The sequence below is a fragment of the Streptomyces sp. NPDC025793 genome, from assembly GCF_055558375.1.
In genome coordinates this window covers 47,097-63,214 of sequence record NZ_JBVHMR010000008.1, presented here as the reverse complement: position 1 = coordinate 63,214, position 16,118 = coordinate 47,097, and the positions used below count along the sequence as shown (strand labels likewise).

19 protein-coding genes and 2 tRNA genes are annotated in these 16,118 nt (G+C 69.2%); 19 read left to right on the top strand and 2 right to left on the bottom strand.

Translation table 11 applies throughout. The annotated features are described in order from the left end of the window. Positions 1 to 161 precede the first annotated feature (161 nt). The 13 genes from ACZ4MF_RS17660 to ACZ4MF_RS17600 all read left to right on the top strand — a co-directional run bounded on the left by ACZ4MF_RS17660 (position 162) and on the right by ACZ4MF_RS17600 (position 6,969). The gene (locus ACZ4MF_RS17660) at positions 162 to 494 is read left to right on the top strand and encodes an SCO3933 family regulatory protein (RefSeq protein ID WP_467492882.1); all 333 of its coding nucleotides are present in this window, start codon (positions 162 to 164) and stop codon (positions 492 to 494) included. A 2-nt stretch (positions 495 to 496) separates the two neighbouring features. After that, entirely contained in the window at positions 497 to 1,834 is a 1,338-nt protein-coding gene (locus tag ACZ4MF_RS17655) for an FtsK/SpoIIIE domain-containing protein (RefSeq protein WP_467492881.1), read from the top strand. Positions 1,835 to 1,923: 89 nt separating this feature from the next. Further along, positions 1,924 to 2,109: a hypothetical protein gene (locus ACZ4MF_RS17650; RefSeq protein ID WP_467492880.1), complete on the top strand. Its 186-nt coding sequence runs from the start codon at positions 1,924 to 1,926 to the stop codon at positions 2,107 to 2,109. Positions 2,110 to 2,114: 5 nt separating this feature from the next. Further along, a complete protein-coding gene (locus ACZ4MF_RS17645; RefSeq protein ID WP_467492879.1) occupies positions 2,115 to 2,282 on the top strand; it encodes a hypothetical protein in 168 nt (55 codons plus the stop codon). 73 nt (positions 2,283 to 2,355) lie between these two features. Beyond that, the gene (locus tag ACZ4MF_RS17640; protein ID WP_467492878.1) at positions 2,356 to 3,000 is read left to right on the top strand and encodes a DUF2637 domain-containing protein; all 645 of its coding nucleotides are present in this window, start codon (positions 2,356 to 2,358) and stop codon (positions 2,998 to 3,000) included. 19 nt (positions 3,001 to 3,019) lie between these two features. Then, positions 3,020 to 3,205, top strand: coding sequence for a mobile element transfer protein (locus tag ACZ4MF_RS17635; RefSeq protein WP_467492877.1), 186 nt, complete (start codon positions 3,020 to 3,022; stop codon positions 3,203 to 3,205). A 19-nt stretch (positions 3,206 to 3,224) separates the two neighbouring features. Next, complete coding sequence (locus ACZ4MF_RS17630) at positions 3,225 to 3,545, top strand: SpdD protein (RefSeq protein WP_467492876.1); 321 nt, start codon at positions 3,225 to 3,227, stop codon at positions 3,543 to 3,545. Between the two features lies 1 nt (position 3,546). Beyond that, positions 3,547 to 3,723 carry a hypothetical protein gene (locus tag ACZ4MF_RS17625; RefSeq protein ID WP_467492875.1) on the top strand — a complete coding sequence of 59 codons (177 nt, stop codon included), beginning with the start codon at positions 3,547 to 3,549 and terminating at the stop codon, positions 3,721 to 3,723. Between the two features lie 92 nt (positions 3,724 to 3,815). Continuing rightward, entirely contained in the window at positions 3,816 to 3,998 is a 183-nt protein-coding gene (locus tag ACZ4MF_RS17620; RefSeq protein ID WP_467492874.1) for a hypothetical protein, read from the top strand. A gap of 5 nt (positions 3,999 to 4,003) precedes the next feature. Next, positions 4,004 to 4,213: a hypothetical protein gene (locus ACZ4MF_RS17615; RefSeq protein WP_467492873.1), complete on the top strand. Its 210-nt coding sequence runs from the start codon at positions 4,004 to 4,006 to the stop codon at positions 4,211 to 4,213. After that, positions 4,210 to 5,604, top strand: coding sequence for a replication initiator protein RepSA (repSA, locus tag ACZ4MF_RS17610; protein ID WP_467492872.1), 1,395 nt, complete (start codon positions 4,210 to 4,212; stop codon positions 5,602 to 5,604). Before ACZ4MF_RS17615 ends, repSA begins: the two co-directional genes overlap by 4 nt. Beyond that, complete coding sequence (locus ACZ4MF_RS17605; protein WP_467492871.1) at positions 5,597 to 5,800, top strand: excisionase family DNA-binding protein; 204 nt, start codon at positions 5,597 to 5,599, stop codon at positions 5,798 to 5,800. Before repSA ends, ACZ4MF_RS17605 begins: the two co-directional genes overlap by 8 nt. Further along, positions 5,800 to 6,969, top strand: coding sequence for a tyrosine-type recombinase/integrase (locus tag ACZ4MF_RS17600; protein WP_467492870.1), 1,170 nt, complete (start codon positions 5,800 to 5,802; stop codon positions 6,967 to 6,969). Before ACZ4MF_RS17605 ends, ACZ4MF_RS17600 begins: the two co-directional genes overlap by 1 nt. A gap of 66 nt (positions 6,970 to 7,035) precedes the next feature. Here ACZ4MF_RS17600 and ACZ4MF_RS17595 read toward each other — a convergent pair. Continuing rightward, a tRNA-Gly gene (locus tag ACZ4MF_RS17595) sits at positions 7,036 to 7,109 on the bottom strand. Positions 7,110 to 7,300: 191 nt separating this feature from the next. On the opposite strand from ACZ4MF_RS17595, the gene ACZ4MF_RS17590 reads away from it, so the two are divergent. The 5 genes from ACZ4MF_RS17590 (at position 7,301) to clpX (ending at position 12,112) form a co-directional block, all read left to right on the top strand. Next, positions 7,301 to 7,377 (top strand) — tRNA-Pro (locus ACZ4MF_RS17590). 191 nt (positions 7,378 to 7,568) lie between these two features. Continuing rightward, positions 7,569 to 8,957 carry a trigger factor gene (gene tig / locus ACZ4MF_RS17585; protein ID WP_467492869.1) on the top strand — a complete coding sequence of 463 codons (1,389 nt, stop codon included), beginning with the start codon at positions 7,569 to 7,571 and terminating at the stop codon, positions 8,955 to 8,957. Between the two features lie 350 nt (positions 8,958 to 9,307). Then, positions 9,308 to 9,913 carry an ATP-dependent Clp protease proteolytic subunit gene (locus ACZ4MF_RS17580; RefSeq protein ID WP_351026752.1) on the top strand — a complete coding sequence of 202 codons (606 nt, stop codon included), beginning with the start codon at positions 9,308 to 9,310 and terminating at the stop codon, positions 9,911 to 9,913. A gap of 67 nt (positions 9,914 to 9,980) precedes the next feature. After that, entirely contained in the window at positions 9,981 to 10,655 is a 675-nt protein-coding gene (locus tag ACZ4MF_RS17575) for an ATP-dependent Clp protease proteolytic subunit (RefSeq protein WP_467492868.1), read from the top strand. Positions 10,656 to 10,825: 170 nt separating this feature from the next. Next, a complete protein-coding gene (gene clpX, locus ACZ4MF_RS17570) occupies positions 10,826 to 12,112 on the top strand; it encodes an ATP-dependent Clp protease ATP-binding subunit ClpX (protein WP_071374342.1) in 1,287 nt (428 codons plus the stop codon). A 147-nt stretch (positions 12,113 to 12,259) separates the two neighbouring features. Here the strand turns inward: clpX and ACZ4MF_RS17565 are convergent, their stop codons facing one another. Continuing rightward, on the bottom strand, positions 12,260 to 13,270 hold the full coding sequence (locus ACZ4MF_RS17565; RefSeq protein ID WP_467492867.1) for a hypothetical protein: 1,011 nt from the start codon (positions 13,268 to 13,270) through the stop codon (positions 12,260 to 12,262). Positions 13,271 to 13,407: 137 nt separating this feature from the next. Here ACZ4MF_RS17565 and ACZ4MF_RS17560 point away from each other — a divergent pair, with 137 nt between their 5' ends. After that, positions 13,408 to 16,038, top strand: coding sequence for a valine--tRNA ligase (locus ACZ4MF_RS17560; RefSeq protein WP_467492866.1), 2,631 nt, complete (start codon positions 13,408 to 13,410; stop codon positions 16,036 to 16,038). The last annotated feature ends 80 nt before the right edge of the window (positions 16,039 to 16,118 follow it).

Here is a 16,118-nt window from a genome sequence, read left to right as displayed (position 1 = left end):
GCAGACCCGGAGTTCTGCTACTAGTCACAGTTTTTCTGTTGACTCGCAGTTTTTCTGCGAGTAGCTTCGGTGGTGTCGCAAGAACAAGGCGCCCCGGGCTACGTGCCATCCGCCAAGATCACGACGCAGCCCGGGGCTCATCCCAAGAGGGAGACTCCAGAATGCCGTCCTTCAAGATCGACCTTTCGACCGCTGTGGTGTTCGTGGCGACCGCGCCGGAACCCAAGATGGTCAACAAGACGACCGGTGAGCGGGCCGTGGATCGGGAGACCAAGGCTCCGCTGTCGGCGGTGGGCCTGCTGGTCTCGGATGAGGGGGAGGGCAACCTCTACCAGGTGACCGTGCCGGAGACGGGTCTCCCGAAGGGGCTGACTCCGGGTACGCCCGTGGCGGTGACCGGGCTGAAGGCTCGTGACTGGGAGAACACCTTCAACGGCGAGAAGCGTCACGGCATCTCGTTCCGCGCGGTCGCGGTCACCCCGCTGGGGGCCTGATCATGACCGATGTAGCTGCCTGGTTCGAGCTGGGTGGTGCCGCGGCCGGTGTCGGTGGGCTCGGCTATGCCAAGGCCCGGGCCCCGCGGGTGTACTGGTCGCTGGTGGGCCTGCCGGTCACCTGGGGCCGGTTCACCTGGAACTACAACTCCACGATGGAGGTGTGCGGGCTGACGGTGCAGCCGTCTCGCCTGCGGGCGTTCATGACCCGGAACGTGGCCCGCCGTGAGGTGCGGCCGGTGCCGCCGAAGGTCCGCCGGGTCCGGCCGACCATGACCGGTCTGCGGATCACGCTGCGGCTTCCGGCGGGTCTGGAACCGGCGGACCTGGCTGCCGCCTCACAGCGGCTCCGGCACGCTTTCGGGGTGCAGTCGGTGACTGTGGCGGAGACCAAGCCGGGGTACGTCGAACTGCGGATGACCGGGTACGACGTTCTCCGCCGGGTCCGGCTTCCTCGCTCGGCCCGCCCCCGTGATCTGGTCGTCCCTGTCGCGCTGCGGGAGGACGGCACGGTCTTCGAGCGGGACTACCGCAAGGTCCCCATGGCCCTGACGCTGGGCGCCACGCTGTCCGGCAAGTCGGTGTATCAGCGCAACCTGGTCAAGGGTCTGGCGCAACTGCCCGTCGCCTTGGTCGGGATCGACTGCAAGCGCGGGGTGGAACACAGCGCCTACGCGCCGCGGCTGTCGGCTCTGGCCACCGACCCGCAGAGCGCCGGGCACCTGATCGATGCGCTGGTCGGCGAGATGGAAGACCGCTTCGACCTGCTTGCCTTCCACGGCGTCTCCGACATGTGGGCGCTGCCGGACAAGGTCCGCCCGGTGCCGGTCGTGGTCCTGGTCGATGAGGTGGCTGAGCTGTTCTGGGTGACCTCGAAGAAGGACGAGGCGGCCCGGGACCGCACGGTCATGCAACTGGTCCGCCTCGGCCAGATGGCCCGCGCGGTCGGGATCTACCTGGAGGTGTGCGGCCAGCGCTTCGGCTCCGACCTTGGCAAGGGCGCGACCGCCCTGCGTGCTCAGCTCACCGGGCGGGTGGTGCACCGGGTCAACGACAAGCAGACCGCCGAGATGGGCCTGGGCGACATCGCCCCGGACGCGGTCTCGGCCGTGACCGTGATCCAGCCGGACCGCCCCGGTATCGCGGTGGCCGGTGACACCTCCGGAGGCTGGTCCCGCATCCGCACCCCGGAAACCACCCCCGCACAAGCCGCGGCCGTCTGCCGCGAGTTCGCCCACCTGACGCCGGAGCTGCCGTTCCTGGCACCGTTCCGGCCCGTCCTCGGCATCCCGACCCCGAAGGACGCCCCGCCGGTCGAGTCCATCCCGGCCGCTCCCTGATCACCCCTGCTCCACGGTCGGCGTGACCGCCTTCGCGCCAGGTCCCTACCCGAGCCATGCCTGAAACGGGCCACTCCAAGGAGAAGCACATGCCCAAGAACAGCAACAACCGGCACGAGGTAACCGACGAGGACGAGAGGTACGAGGCCAGGCAGGCGCGGCGGGCCCGCAGGGTCGGTGACTACGACAACAACCCTGTGCTTGAGGAACTGGCCGCCCATGAGCGCGCCGCCGACCGCATGGAGCGCCTGCGGCAGAGCTGGCTGGAGGACTGACCCTCATGGCCGCGCCCAAGACCCCCGCGCCGCCGGTCAAGGACTGCCCGGTCTGCAAGGGCACCGGAGAGGTCTCTCGCACCGTCCGGGTCGGCCGCATGCGTCGCGCGGTCGGGGCTCAGACGGGCCTGTGCCTGAACTGCCTCGGCTCCGGCGAAGCCCCCGCCGACTAGCCCCCTGCCGGGACCGGGCGGCCGTACCGCAGACCGCCCGCCCTGGCCCAACCCTCTGAAGGAGGTGAAGACCATGGTCCGCTCGATCCGCCTGGATGCCGTCCTGGTTCAGGCCGTGATTGCCGGGGCCCTGTCCTTCGCCCACCTGCACGACCTTGCCGCCGCGGCCGGACAGTCCGGCTGGAAGGCCTGGGCCTACCCCGTCTCCGTTGACCTGCTCCTGGTCGCCGCCTGGCGTCGGCTGCGGGTGCAGCGGTCCCGTCTGGCCTGGTGCTGGTTCCTGGTCGCCCTGGTCGCCTCGCTCGGCGCCAACGTCGCCACTGCCGGATTCCTCGACCTGGCCAATCCGCCCGCGCTGCTCCGCCTCGGTATCGCCGGATGGCCCGCACTCGCCTTCCTGGGCGGCACCCTGCTCGCCCACTCGCCCTCACCCGATCCGGCCGGCAACCCGGCGCCGGTTCGGCCGGCACCCGCAACCCCGGCACCTGCACCCGACCCGGAACCCGAGCCGGAGCCGGAGCAGATCACCGCCCCGGAGCCCGCTCCGGCTCTGCCGGAAACGGCCCCGGCCGTTCCTCCCGCGCTGGTCGACCACGCCCGCAAGGTCGCCGCCGACCACCGCACCCGCACCGGCACGGACATCGACACCGCCACCCTGCGCGCCCGGCTCGGCGTCCCTGACGACCTCGCCGGGGCCATCGCCGCCCAACTCGCCTGACACCCAAGGAGGTTCAACCGTGCGCCCGAACCGCTTCTACGACGTGATCCGCATCGGGCCCGTCCAGGTCGGCTCGTACAACAACGGCCGTGGTCAGGTCCGGCACGCCGCCGCCTGCACCGCCCCGAAGTGCGGCTTCTCCACCGACCACGCTGACCGCTCGGCCGCCGAACTCGCCGCCCGCACCCACCAGTGCACCGCCTGAACCGGAAGGAGACCCGCTCGTGTTCACCCCGAAGTACCCGACCCCGGACACCGCCCCGCCCCCGACCGTCATCCAGCCGCAGACCACCGCCCCGGCCCCCGCCGTACAGGCGGCCTCCGCCCCGGCCCCGGTCGCTCCCGTGACCCCGGCCTCGAACCGCCCGATGGTGCAGCTCACCCCCGGCACCACGCTCGCCCTCGTCGGCGGCGGCACTGCCGTGGTCCTCGTCGTCGGCGCGGTCCTGGTCTCCATGCTCCTCGCGGTCGCCATCACCGGGATGTCCGTCGCCGTCTGCGCGGTCGTCCTCCGTTCCCTGATCAACAACCAGAAAGGTCACTGACATGGGCATCTTCAGCAAGCGTCCCCACCCCGACCAGGACCGCCACATCGAGGAAGGCAAGCGCCGCGGCGCCCAGCTTGAGCGGGAGATCTACGGCCGCATCAAGGACGGGACCGCCACCAAGGACGACAAGCGCATCTGGAACGCCGGACGCAAGCGCTCCGGCCGCATCAAGTAACGCCCTCCGGGGCGGCTCTCTCGCCAAAGATCCGCCGCCCCGGACGGCTCCACCTCTTCCTGATCCAACGGACCCGAAAGGGAAGCCACATCATGCCTCAGCGCGCCCTGAACACGCCCGTCTGCCGCGACTGCGACGGCTTCGCCACCGCCGCGATCACCACCGGCACCCGCAACACCGACGGCACCCGCGCCACCCTCACCGTGGCCTGCCCGACCTGCAAGGGCACCGGCCACACCGTCCCCGCCCCCGCTCTCGCCCGGGCTGGGAGGTGATCGGCGTGTTCCGCAAGCCCCCCAGCGACCTGTACCCGACCGAGGAAAAGCCCGGCCTGCGCGTGCGTGGCAGCACCCGCTACACCAGCTCGCAGGGCGACTACGTGTGCGGCTGCGGTGCGGAGGACCACGCCAACGGCGACGACAACGTCAAGGCCCTGGTCGAGGACTACACCGCCCACCACGGCCCCGCCCACCGAGGCGGCCGCCCGTGACCGACACCGCCACCATGGCGGGCCTGGACCCGGCCACCCTCGCCGACGTGCTGAGGCTGGCCGGGTCCACCGGCTTCGACCGCCTTCAAGAACAGCTCCGCCGTACCGGCGGCTGCTCCGACCCGATCCGGCTGGTAGGCGCCACCAAGACGATCGACCGGGAGACCAAGACCGTCCTGCACCATTACGCAACCGACGAAGAACCTGGCGGCTTCCTCCGGATCTCCTGCGGCAACCGCCGTGCCTCCCGCTGCCCCGCCTGTGCCTGGACCTACGCGGGCGACACCTACCACCTCATCCGCGCGGGACTCGTCGGCGACCCCGCCAAAGGCACCCCCGAAACGATCCGGGATCACCCCCGCGTCTTCGCCACCCTCACCGCGCCCTCATTCGGCCCCGTCCACAACCGGCCCGGCAACCGGCCCTGCCGCTGCGGCACCCGCCACGGTGAGGACGCGCCCGAACTCGGCACCCCGCTCAACCCCGAGACGTACGACTATGCGGGCGCCGTGCTGTGGAACAACCACGCCTCCGACCTGTGGCGGTACTTCACGATCTACCTCCGCCGCCAGATCGCCCGCCGCGCCGGACTCACCCAGAAGGAAGCCCACGCACAGGCCCGCGTCTCCTTCGGCAAGGTCGCCGAGTACCAAAAGCGCGGAGCCGTCCACTTCCACGCCGTGATCCGCTTCGACGGACCCGACGGACCCGACAGCCCACCCCCGGCCTGGGCCACCCTCGACCTGCTCACCGACGCCATCCACGCCGCCGCGGCCCGCGTCCAGGTCGACGTGCCGCCCTCCGGTGACCAACCCGCCCGCACGCTCCGCTGGGGCACACAGCTCGACGTCCAGCCCATCGGCGCCTTCGGCCACGGAGAGGAGATCACCGAACAGGCCGTGGCCTCCTACGTCGCCAAATACGCCACCAAGGCGGCCGAAACCACGGGCACCGTGGACCGCCGCGTCGGCAACAAGGAAGCCCTGACCCTGCTCGGCATCCCCGACCACCCCCGGCTGCTCATCGAGGCTTGCCTCGACCTCCACGCGCTCTACCCGGAACGCAAGCTCCGGGACTGGGCTCACATGCTCGGCTTCCGCGGCCACTTCTCCACCAAGTCCCGCCGCTACTCCACCACCCTCGGCGCCCTCCGCCAGACCCGCGCCGACTACCGCGCCGCCCAGCAACGCGAAGCCCTCGGCCTGCCCGACCCCGACGACGCGGAGGCAACCACCCTGACCCTCGCCCACTGGACCTATGCCGGACACGGCCACACCCCCGGCGAATCCTGGCTCGCCGCCAACATCCGCCGCGACATCCAACTGAACCGCGAGACAGCACGCGAGGTCCTCGCAGATCTGCGTCAGGAAGGAGAGCACGACCATGAATGAGCGGTACCTCAGCGTTGACCAGGTCGCCGAAGTCCTGGGTACGACGGTGCGCTTCCCCCGGCGCCTGATCGAAGAGCGCCGCATCACGTACGTCAAGGTGGGTCGTCACGTCCGTGTCCCCGAGAGCGCCGTACGAGCGTTCATCGACGCCAACACGGTGCGGCCTCGCCGGTCCGACCTGGGGAGGGCTGCCTGATGGCTGGTAAGCGTCGACAGTTCGGCCGTGTCCGAAAGCTCCCGTCCGGCCGCTATCAGGCTCGCTACGTCGGTCCTGACGGGCAGCTTCGTCCCGCCCCCGAGACGTTCCGCACGAAGAAGGATGCGGATGACTGGCTTGCCGACAAGCAGACCGAGATGCGCCGTGGCGACTGGCACGACCCGGACGCCGGGAAGGTGGCGTTCGGCCCGTACGCCGCTGCCTGGATCAAGGAACGGGAACTGACCACCACGACACGGCAGTTGTACGGCTCGCTTCTGCGTCACCACCTCGAACCCACCTTCGGCGCTGTCAACGTCGCCGAGATCTCGCCCCCGCTCGTCCGGAGGTGGCGGGCAGACAAGCTTTCGGCCGGAACCGGTCCGACGACCGTTGCAAAGGCGTACGCCCTGCTTCGCGCGATCCTCGGCACGGCTGTCGCAGACCAGATGATCAGGCGCAACCCGTGCACGATCAAGGGTGCCAGCATCGTGCACACCCCGGAACGGCCGACCGCGACGGTGCAGGAGGTCTACGACGTGGCCGGTGCGATCCAGCCGCGCTATCGGGCTCTCGTGCTCATGGCCGGGTTCCTCGGTCTTCGCTGGGGCGAACTGATCGGCCTGCACCGCCGGGATGTCGACCTGGACCATGGCGCCGTCCGCGTCCGCCGGGCTGTCGCTGAGCTGAACAATGGGCAGCGCGAGATCAAGGCGCCCAAGAGCGCGGCGGGCAAGCGTACGGTCTCGATCCCGGCTGCGATCGTCCCGGACATCCGTGACCACCTGAAGCGGTACGCCGAGCCGGGTGCGGATGGCCGTGTCTTTGTCGGTGCCAAGGGTGCCACGCCTCGCCGGAACCACTTCAACCGGCTGTGGCGCAAGACCTGCAACGATGCCGGGATCAAGGGCCTGCACTTCCATGATCTTCGGCACACCGGCAACACCCTCGCCGCGTCCACCGGCGCGAGCACGCGGGAGCTGATGACGCGCATGGGCCACAGCACAGCCCGCGCCGCGCTGATCTACCAGCACGCCAGCGCTGGCCGTGACCGACTGATCGCCGACGCCGTGAGCGACCTCGTCAGCAAGGGCCGCAAGAAGAAGCCGAAGTCAAAGAAGAAGCAAGATCGAAAGCCCAAGGGGCACACGGGGGACACGGCGGACTGATCGGAACCCCCGGAAACGATCAGGGCCAGGTGGAGGAATAGTCCTCTGACCTGGCCCTGAGTCGTATGGAGCGGGCGACGGGAATCGAACCCGCGTAGCTAGTTTGGAAGACTAGGGCTCTACCATTGAGCTACGCCCGCAAGCGTGCGCCGCAGGTCGGTGACCTCGGCACTGGAGGCATCGTAGCGGGTCGCCCGGCGCCGAGGCCAACGGCTTTCGCTCCGGCGCTCCGGCGGACCCCCGCGAGCCCCCGTGGGCCCTCTCGTGCGCCGCCCCGAAGAATGCGGCCGACGCGGGCGGCCGGGGCATGTACCCTACGTGTCGCACCAGACGGGGTGTGGCGCAGCTTGGTAGCGCGTCCGCTTTGGGAGCGGAAGGCCGTGGGTTCAAATCCCGCCACCCCGACCACCGGCTCACGACATCGTGACGATCGGTCGCGATGATCGCCTTTTGGGGCGCTGACCGGCTGCGGTTACTATGCAAGCTGCGCGCCCGTGTGTCCCGGCCCCCATGGCCTACGTACTCCTCCGGGCGGCGAATCCGCCGGACCTGTCTGGCTCCGGCAGAAACCAAGAAGTCAGCCACAAGGAGACCGAACCGTGAAGAGCGCCGTGGAGACCCTGAACCCGACCCGGGTTCGGCTCACTGTCGAGGTGCCCTTCGAGGAGCTCAAGGACAGCCTCGACGCGGCGTACAAGAAGATCAACCAGCAGGTCACGGTGAAGGGCTTCCGTAAGGGCAAGATCCCGGCCCGGGTCATCGACCAGCGGTTCGGCCGCGGTGCGGTGCTGGAGGAGGCCGTCAACGACGCGCTCCCGAAGTTCTACACCGAGGCGGTCAACGAGGCCGAGCTGGACCCGCTGGGCCAGCCCGAGGTCGACATCACCGAGCTGAAGGACGGCGAGACGCTGAACTTCACCGCCGAGGTCGACGTCCGCCCCGCCCTGGAGATCCCGGACTACTCCGGCATCGAGGTCGAGGTCGACGCCGTCGAGGTCACCGACGAGGACGTCGAGAAGTCGGTCGAGCAGCTCCGCGAGCGCTTCGCCTCCACCTCCCCGGTCGAGCGCGCCGCCGAGGACGGCGACGTCGTCACCATCGACCTGGAGGCCAAGGTCGACGGCGAGGTGCTGGAGGACGGCATCGCGAGCGGCGTGTCCTACACCATCGGCTCCGGCGAGCTGCTCGACGGCATCGACGACGCCGTGAAGGGCCTGGAGGCCGGTGGCGAGGCCACCTTCACCTCCGAGCTGAAGGGCGGCTCCGCGGCCGGCAAGGAGTCCGAGGTCACCGTCAAGGTCACCCAGGTCGCCGCCCGTGAACTCCCCGAGCTGGACGACGACTTCGCGCAGCTCGCCTCCGAGTTCGACACCCTGGACGAGCTGAAGGCCGACAGCCGCAAGCGCCTGGCCAACATGAAGCAGTTCGACCAGGCCACCCAGGCGCAGGAGCGCGTCCTGGAGAAGCTCCTGGAGCTGGTCGAGGTCCCGGTCCCCGAGAAGCTGCTCGAGGACGAGGTCAACACCCGCAAGCACAACCTGGAGCACCACCAGCTCGGCCAGATGGGCCTCGACCTCGCGAAGTACCTGGAGATCCAGGGCAAGACCGCCGAGGAGTTCGAGACCGAGACCCGTGAGGCCGCGGTCAAGGGCATCAAGACCCAGTTCGTCCTCGACGAGCTGGTCAAGAAGGAGCAGCTGAACGTCAACCAGGAGGAGCTCACCGAGCACCTCATGCGGCGCGCCGCCTCCTCCGGCATGTCCCCCGACCAGTTCGCCCAGGCCGTCGTCGAGGGTGGCCAGGTGCCGCTCCTGGTCGGCGAGGTCGCCCGCGGCAAGGCCCTGGCCGTCGTGGTCGAGGCCGCCACGGTGAAGGACACCAACGGCGAGATCGTCGACCTGGACGACGAGGACGAGGAGACCGAGGCCGCCGAGGCGTCGGAGACCTCCGAGGCCGCCGAGGCCTCCGAGGAGAAGACCGAGGGCTGAGCGGCCCTGCGGCGCCTCTGAAGCGCGTACGACGGGCCCCTGGGACACTTCGCCCCGGGGGCCCGTTCGTCGTACCTGGGGACTGACCGACCTCAAGGGGCGCGGGGCTGTATAGATATGCGGCTCCGCCGCGTGGGCGAGACAAGCCGCAACGGACCCGCAGCCGCCGACGCACCGCACATCCAACGGCGAGAAGGCACCGGCACCCGGTGGAGCCGCTACGCCCCCGGCGAACACCGTCATCTGCGGGATTCCCGGAAGGGAGCATCGCGTTAGGGTCCATGAAAGGCAGAACAATGAGACGGCCCGGCGCCGTCGTAAGACGAGCAGGTGGATACGTGACGAATCTGATGCCCTCCGCCGCCGGCGAGCCTTCCATCGGTGGTGGCCTCGGCGACCAGGTCTACAACCGGCTGCTCGGCGAGCGGATCATCTTCCTCGGCCAGCAGGTTGACGACGACATCGCCAACAAGATCACCGCACAGCTGCTGCTCCTTGCCGCCGACCCCGACAAGGACATCTACCTGTACATCAACAGCCCCGGCGGCTCGGTGACGGCCGGCATGGCGATCTACGACACCATGCAGTACATCCCGAACGACGTGGTCACCATCGGCATGGGCATGGCGGCCTCGATGGGCCAGTTCCTGCTCACCGGCGGCACCGCCGGCAAGCGGTTCTCCCTGCCGCACACCGACATCATGATGCACCAGGGCTCCGCCGGCCTGGGCGGTACGGTCTCGGACATCAAGATCCAGGCCCAGTACCTACTGCGCACCAAGAAGACGATGACCGAGCTGACCGCGCAGCACTCCGGCCAGAGCGTCGAGACGATCCTCCGCGACGCCGACCGCGACCGCTGGTTCACCCCGGAAGAGGCCAAGGAGTACGGTCTCATTGACGAGATCATCACGCACGCCTCGGGTGTTCCGGGAGGCGGCGGCACCGGTGCCTGACCGGCCCGGCCACGCCACGCACCGCCGAGACCCCAGCCCCCCGAACGCCACCAGGACGGTGAACCCCATGACCAATTCCTCCGGCTTCCCCGGCGCCGCCAGCGGCATGTACGAAGGGCCCCGCCCCGACGCCCGCTACGTCGTCCCGCGCTTCGTCGAGCGCACCTCCCAGGGCATCCGCGAGTACGACCCGTACGCGAAGCTCTTCGAGGAGCGCGTGATCTTCCTGGGCGTCCAGATCGACGACGCCTCCGCCAACGACGTCATGGCGCAGCTGCTGTGCCTGGAGTCGATGGACCCGGACCGGGACATCTCGATCTACATCAACAGCCCCGGCGGCGACATGACCGCCCTCACGGCGATCTACGACACGATGCAGTTCGTGAAGCCCGACATCCAGACGGTCTGCATGGGTCAGGCCGCCTCCGCCGCGGCCATCCTGCTCGCCGCCGGAACGCCCGGCAAGCGCATGGCCCTGCCGAACTCGCGCGTGCTGATCCACCAGCCGGCGGGTTCGACCGGCCGCGGTCAGCTCTCCGACCTGGAGATCATCGCCAACGAGTTCACCCGGATGCGTGAGCAGCTGGAGAACATGCTGGCCAAGCACTCGAACCAGCCGATCGAGAAGGTTCGCGAGGACATCGAGCGCGACAAGATCCTCACGGCCGAGGAGGCGCTGGAATACGGCCTCGTCGACCAGATCATCTCCACCCGCAAGCTGAACAACGCCGCGGTCCGCTGACGCGGAGCGGCATACTCTGAGCCCCTCTTGGCGCGGTGCACGTCAAAGTGAACCCTGCCAAGGGGGGCCCGAACACGGGGCCCGGCAAGGTACCGTCGACATAAGGCAGCACCAGGAGCCGCTGGACTCGAAAGCGTCCGGTCGTCTCCCAGGCGAAGGGGAAGCACACCGTGGCACGCATCGGTGACGGCGGCGATCTGCTCAAGTGCTCGTTCTGCGGCAAGAGCCAGAAGCAGGTCAAGAAGCTCATCGCAGGGCCCGGTGTGTACATCTGCGACGAGTGCATCGATCTCTGCAACGAGATCATCGAGGAAGAGCTCGCGGAGACCAGCGAGGTGCGCTGGGAGGAACTGCCCAAGCCCCGCGAGATCTACGAGTTCCTCGAAGGCTATGTAGTCGGCCAGGAGGCGGCGAAGAAGGCCCTCTCCGTCGCGGTGTACAACCACTACAAGCGGGTCCAGGCGGGCGAGAACGGCGGCGCGAGCGGCCGTGACGACGCCATCGAGCTGGCGAAGTCCAACATCCTCCTGCTGGGCCCGACGGGCTCCGGCAAGACCCTCCTCGCGCAGACCCTGGCGCGCATGCTCAACGTCCCCTTCGCCATCGCCGACGCCACGGCGCTCACGGAGGCGGGCTACGTGGGCGAGGACGTCGAGAACATCCTCCTGAAGCTGATCCAGGCGGCCGACTACGACGTCAAGAAGGCCGAAACCGGGATCATCTACATCGACGAGATCGACAAGGTGGCCCGCAAGAGCGAGAATCCCTCGATCACGCGCGACGTGTCGGGCGAAGGCGTCCAGCAGGCGTTGCTCAAGATCCTGGAGGGCACCACGGCCTCGGTCCCGCCCCAGGGCGGCCGCAAGCACCCGCACCAGGAGTTCATCCAGATCGACACGACGAACGTCCTGTTCATCGTGGGCGGCGCCTTCGCCGGACTGGAGAAGATCATCGAGGCCCGCGCGGGCGCCAAGGGCATCGGCTTCGGCGCCACGATCCTCTCCAAGCGCGAGCTGGAGTCCAAGGACGTCTTCGAGGACGTCATGCCGGAGGACCTGGTCAAGTTCGGCATGATCCCGGAGTTCATCGGCCGTCTCCCGGTGATCACCTCGGTCCACAACCTCGACCGCGAAGCCCTCCTGAAGATCCTCGTCGAGCCCCGCAACGCGCTGGTCAAGCAGTACCAGCGCCTCTTCGAACTCGACGGCGTGGAGCTGGACTTCGAGCGCGAGGCCCTGGAGGCCATCGCCGACCAGGCCATCCTCCGCCAGACCGGCGCCCGCGGCCTGCGCGCCATCATGGAGGAAGTCCTCCAGGGCGTGATGTACGAGGTCCCGTCCCGCAAGGACGTCGCCCGCGTCGTCATCACCGCCGACGTCGTCCTCTCCAACGTCAACCCGACTCTCATTCCGCGGGATTCGCGGGGGCGGGGGTCGGGGGAGCAGAAGTCGGCGTAAGCAGCTCTGCGAAACAAGGCGCCCGACGCACCTGTGTCGGGCGCCCTCAGGGGCTGGAAAGGTCGTACGCCGCCGCCTGCGTAGCGGAAAAGGGCCCCTGCCGACGGCGAACCGTCCGGGGCCCTTTCGCTATGACGGCCGACGGCGTCAGGCCTTGACGCGGACGTCGTTGCGCAGCTTGGCCGCAAGCGACGCCGTGTCGTCGACCGTGCCGCCGTCGCCCGAGGCGATGGAGGCGACGCTGTAGGCCGTGACCAGGGCGACGGTGCTGTGGTCACCCCAGATGCACACCGGCATCTTCACCGTCTTGGGCACCCCGGACTGCGCGGAGCCGGAGGTGTCGAGCTGGGCCACCTGACACTTCATGACGGCGTTGGAGAGGCCCGAGGGGTTGACGGTCTGGGGGCTGCCGATCAGCTTGCCCTGGAAGCCGGAGTCGTCGCTCCGGTTCTTCTCCGAGCCCGCCTTGGCCTTGGCGAACATGGCATCGACGACCGCCTCCGGATCCTTGATGGTCCCGTACACGCCCTTGAAGTTGAGCCCCTTCTTGGTGAGCCCCGTGCCGCTGTCGTAGACACCGGTCACCTGCTGGGGGTTGCTCACTCCCCACTTCTCGAAGTCCGAGCGGTCCGAGTCGGTCATGGTGTCCGAAGAGCCGGCGTCGGCGTTCTTCGTGTAGGTGCCGTTGATCACCGACTGCGGCGCCACCAGCTTGTGGGCACCGTCGTCCGCGACGGAACCCCCGCCGCCACCCCCGCCGATCACGAGGTACGCCCCGACCGCGATGGCCGCCACGACCGCCACCGCGCCGATGATGACGGCCGCCTTCTTGCCGCCGCCCCCGGCAGCCGGCGGCTGCGGCACCCCGTACGGCTGCTGACCGTAAGGCCCCGGCTGCTGGCCGTACGGGTTCGGCTGCGGCGGCACGCCGCCCTGCTGCGGGTAGCCGTAACCCGGCTGCGGCGGGGCCGCCGGCGGGGCCTGCTGGGGGTAGCCGTAGCCGGGCTGCGGAGCCTGCGGCTGCTGGCCGTACGGGCCCGGCTGGCCCGGCTGGCCGTAGGGCCCCGGCTGACCGTACGGACCCGGCTGCCCCGGCTGGCCGTACGGACCCGGCTGCTGGGGCGGCTGGCCGTACGGGCCCGGCTGGTTGTTGCTCATTTCTGGGTTCCCCCTAGGACGCTTATGTGTTCCACACATCCTGGACCAGCCACGGGAAACTCGCGGCACCGGGGTGCGCACCGTTACAGAACAAACGCGTTTCGGGACCACCCCGTGACACCTCTAAACTGACCCCCGTGACCGAGAACGCTCAGCAGCAGCCACCCGCGCCCGACCCCGAACTGCCGACCCAGTACGCGCCGGCCGATGTAGAGGGGCCGCTGTACGAGCGCTGGGTAGAGCGCGGTTACTTCGAGGCGGACGCGAAGAGCGAGAAGCCGCCGTTCACCGTCGTCATCCCGCCGCCCAACGTCACCGGCAGCCTCCACCTGGGTCATGCCTTCGAGCACACGCTCATCGACGCGCTGACGCGCCGTAAGCGCATGCAGGGCTTCGAGACGCTCTGGCAGCCGGGCATGGACCACGCCGGCATCGCCACGCAGAACGTCGTCGAGCGCGAGCTGGGCAAGGAAGGCAAGTCCCGGCACGACCTGGGACGGGACGCCTTCGTCGAGCGCGTCTGGCAGTGGAAGGGCGAGTCCGGCGGGCAGATCAGCGGGCAGATGCGCCGCCTCGGTGACGGCGTCGCGTGGTCGCGTGAGCGCTTCACGATGGACGAGGGGCTGTCGCAGGCCGTCCAGACCATCTTCAAGCGGCTCTACGACGACGAGCTGATCTACCGCGCCGAGCGCATCATCAACTGGTGCCCGCGCTGTCTGACGGCCATCTCGGACATCGAGGTGGAGTACCAGGACGACGACGGCGAGCTGGTCTCCATGACGTACGGCGAGGGGGACGACACCATCGTCGTCGCCACGACCCGTGCCGAGACGATGCTGGGTGACACGGCCGTCGCCGTCCACCCCGAGGACGAGCGGTACAAGCACCTCGTCGGAAAGCTCATCCGGCTCCCGCTGACCGACCGCTCCATCCCGGTCGTCGCCGACGAGCACGTCGACCCCGAGTTCGGCACCGGCGCCGTCAAGGTCACCCCGGCCCACGACCCGAACGACTTCGAGATCGGCCAGCGGCACGACCTGCCGTCCCTCACGGTGATGGACGAGCACGCCGTCATCACGGTCCACGGCCCCTTCCAGGGCATGGACCGCCTGGAGGCCCGCTCGGCTATCGTCGCCGCGCTGCGCGCCGAGGGCCGGATCGTCGCCGAGAAGCGGCCGTACCTCCACTCCGTCGGCCACTGCTCGCGCTGCAAGACCACCATCGAGCCGCGCCTGTCGATGCAGTGGTGGGTCAAGGTCGGCCCGCTCGCGAAGGCGGCCGGTGACGCCGTCCGCGAGGGCAAGGTCAAGATCCACCCGCAGGAGATGGAGAAGCGGTACTTCGACTGGGTCGACAACCTCCACGACTGGTGCATCTCGCGGCAGTTGTGGTGGGGTCACCGGATTCCGGTCTGGTACGGGCCGAACGGCGAGGTCGTCTGCGTCGGGCCCGACGAGCAGCCGCCCGGCACCGAGGCGGAGGGCTGGCACCAGGACACCGACGTCCTCGACACCTGGTTCTCCTCCGGCCTGTGGCCCTTCTCCACCCTGGGCTGGCCCGAACAGACCGAGTCGCTCGCGAAGTTCTACCCGAACTCCGTCCTGGTCACCGGCTACGACATCCTCTTCTTCTGGGTCGCCCGGATGATGATGTTCGGCCTGTACGCGATGGACGGCACCCCGCCGTTCCACACCATCGCCCTGCACGGCATGGTCCGCGACCAGTTCGGCAAGAAGATGTCGAAGTCCTTCGGCAACGCGGTCAACCCGCTGGACTGGATGGACAAGTACGGCTCCGACGCGCTCCGCTTCACGCTCGCCCGTGGCGCGAACCCCGGTGTCGACGTCCCGATCGGCGAGGACTGGGTCCAGGGCTCCCGCAACTTCGCCAACAAGATCTGGAACGCCACCCGCTTCGCGCTGATGAACGGCGCCACGGTGGAAGGCCCGCTGCCGGACGCCTCCGCGATGTCCGCCACGGACCGCTGGATCCTCTCCCGCCTCAACTCGGTCGTCGCCGAAGTCGACGCGTTCTACGAGGACTTCCAGTTCGCCAAGCTCTCCGACGCCCTCTTCCACTTCGCGTGGGACGAGGTCTTCGACTGGTACGTCGAGCTGTCCAAGACCGTCTTCATGGCGGGCGGCGCTCCGGCCGAGGTCAGCAAGCGCGTCCTCGGCGAGGTCCTGGACGTCACCCTGAAGCTCCTCCACCCGGTCGTCCCGTTCGTCACCGAGACGCTGTGGACGACGCTGACGGGCGGCGAGTCGATCGTGATCGCCGACTGGCCGAAGGACAGTGGCTTCCGCGACCGGACGGCCGAGCAGGAGATCGAGTCGCTCCAGTCGGTCATCACCGAGGTCCGCCGCTTCCGCGCCGACCAGGGCCTCCAGCCCGGCCAGCGCGTCCCGGCCCGCCTGACCCTGGACGGTACGGCGCTGGCGCCGCACGAGGCAGCCATCCGCCAGCTCCTGCGTCTCCAGCCGGAGGGCGACTCGTTCACCGCGACGGCCACCCTCCCGGTCGCCGGCGCCGAGGTCGCCCTCGACCTCTCCGGCACGATCGACGTGGCGGCCGAGCGCAAGCGCCTCGCGAAGGACCTGGCCGCGGCCGAGAAGGAGAAGGCCCAGGCGAACGCCAAGCTCGGCAACGAAGCCTTCCTGGGCAAGGCCCCGGACCACGTGGTGGACAAGATCCGCACCCGCCTGGCCAAGGCGGAGGAGGACATCGCGCGGATCACGGCCCAGTTGGAGAAGCTGCCGGCAGCTTGATCAAGTGACTGGTCTCCGCGGCGCGGAGGAACGCGGGCCCGGTGTCGAGCGGACGCCGGGCCCGCGGCCGTACAAGCCGC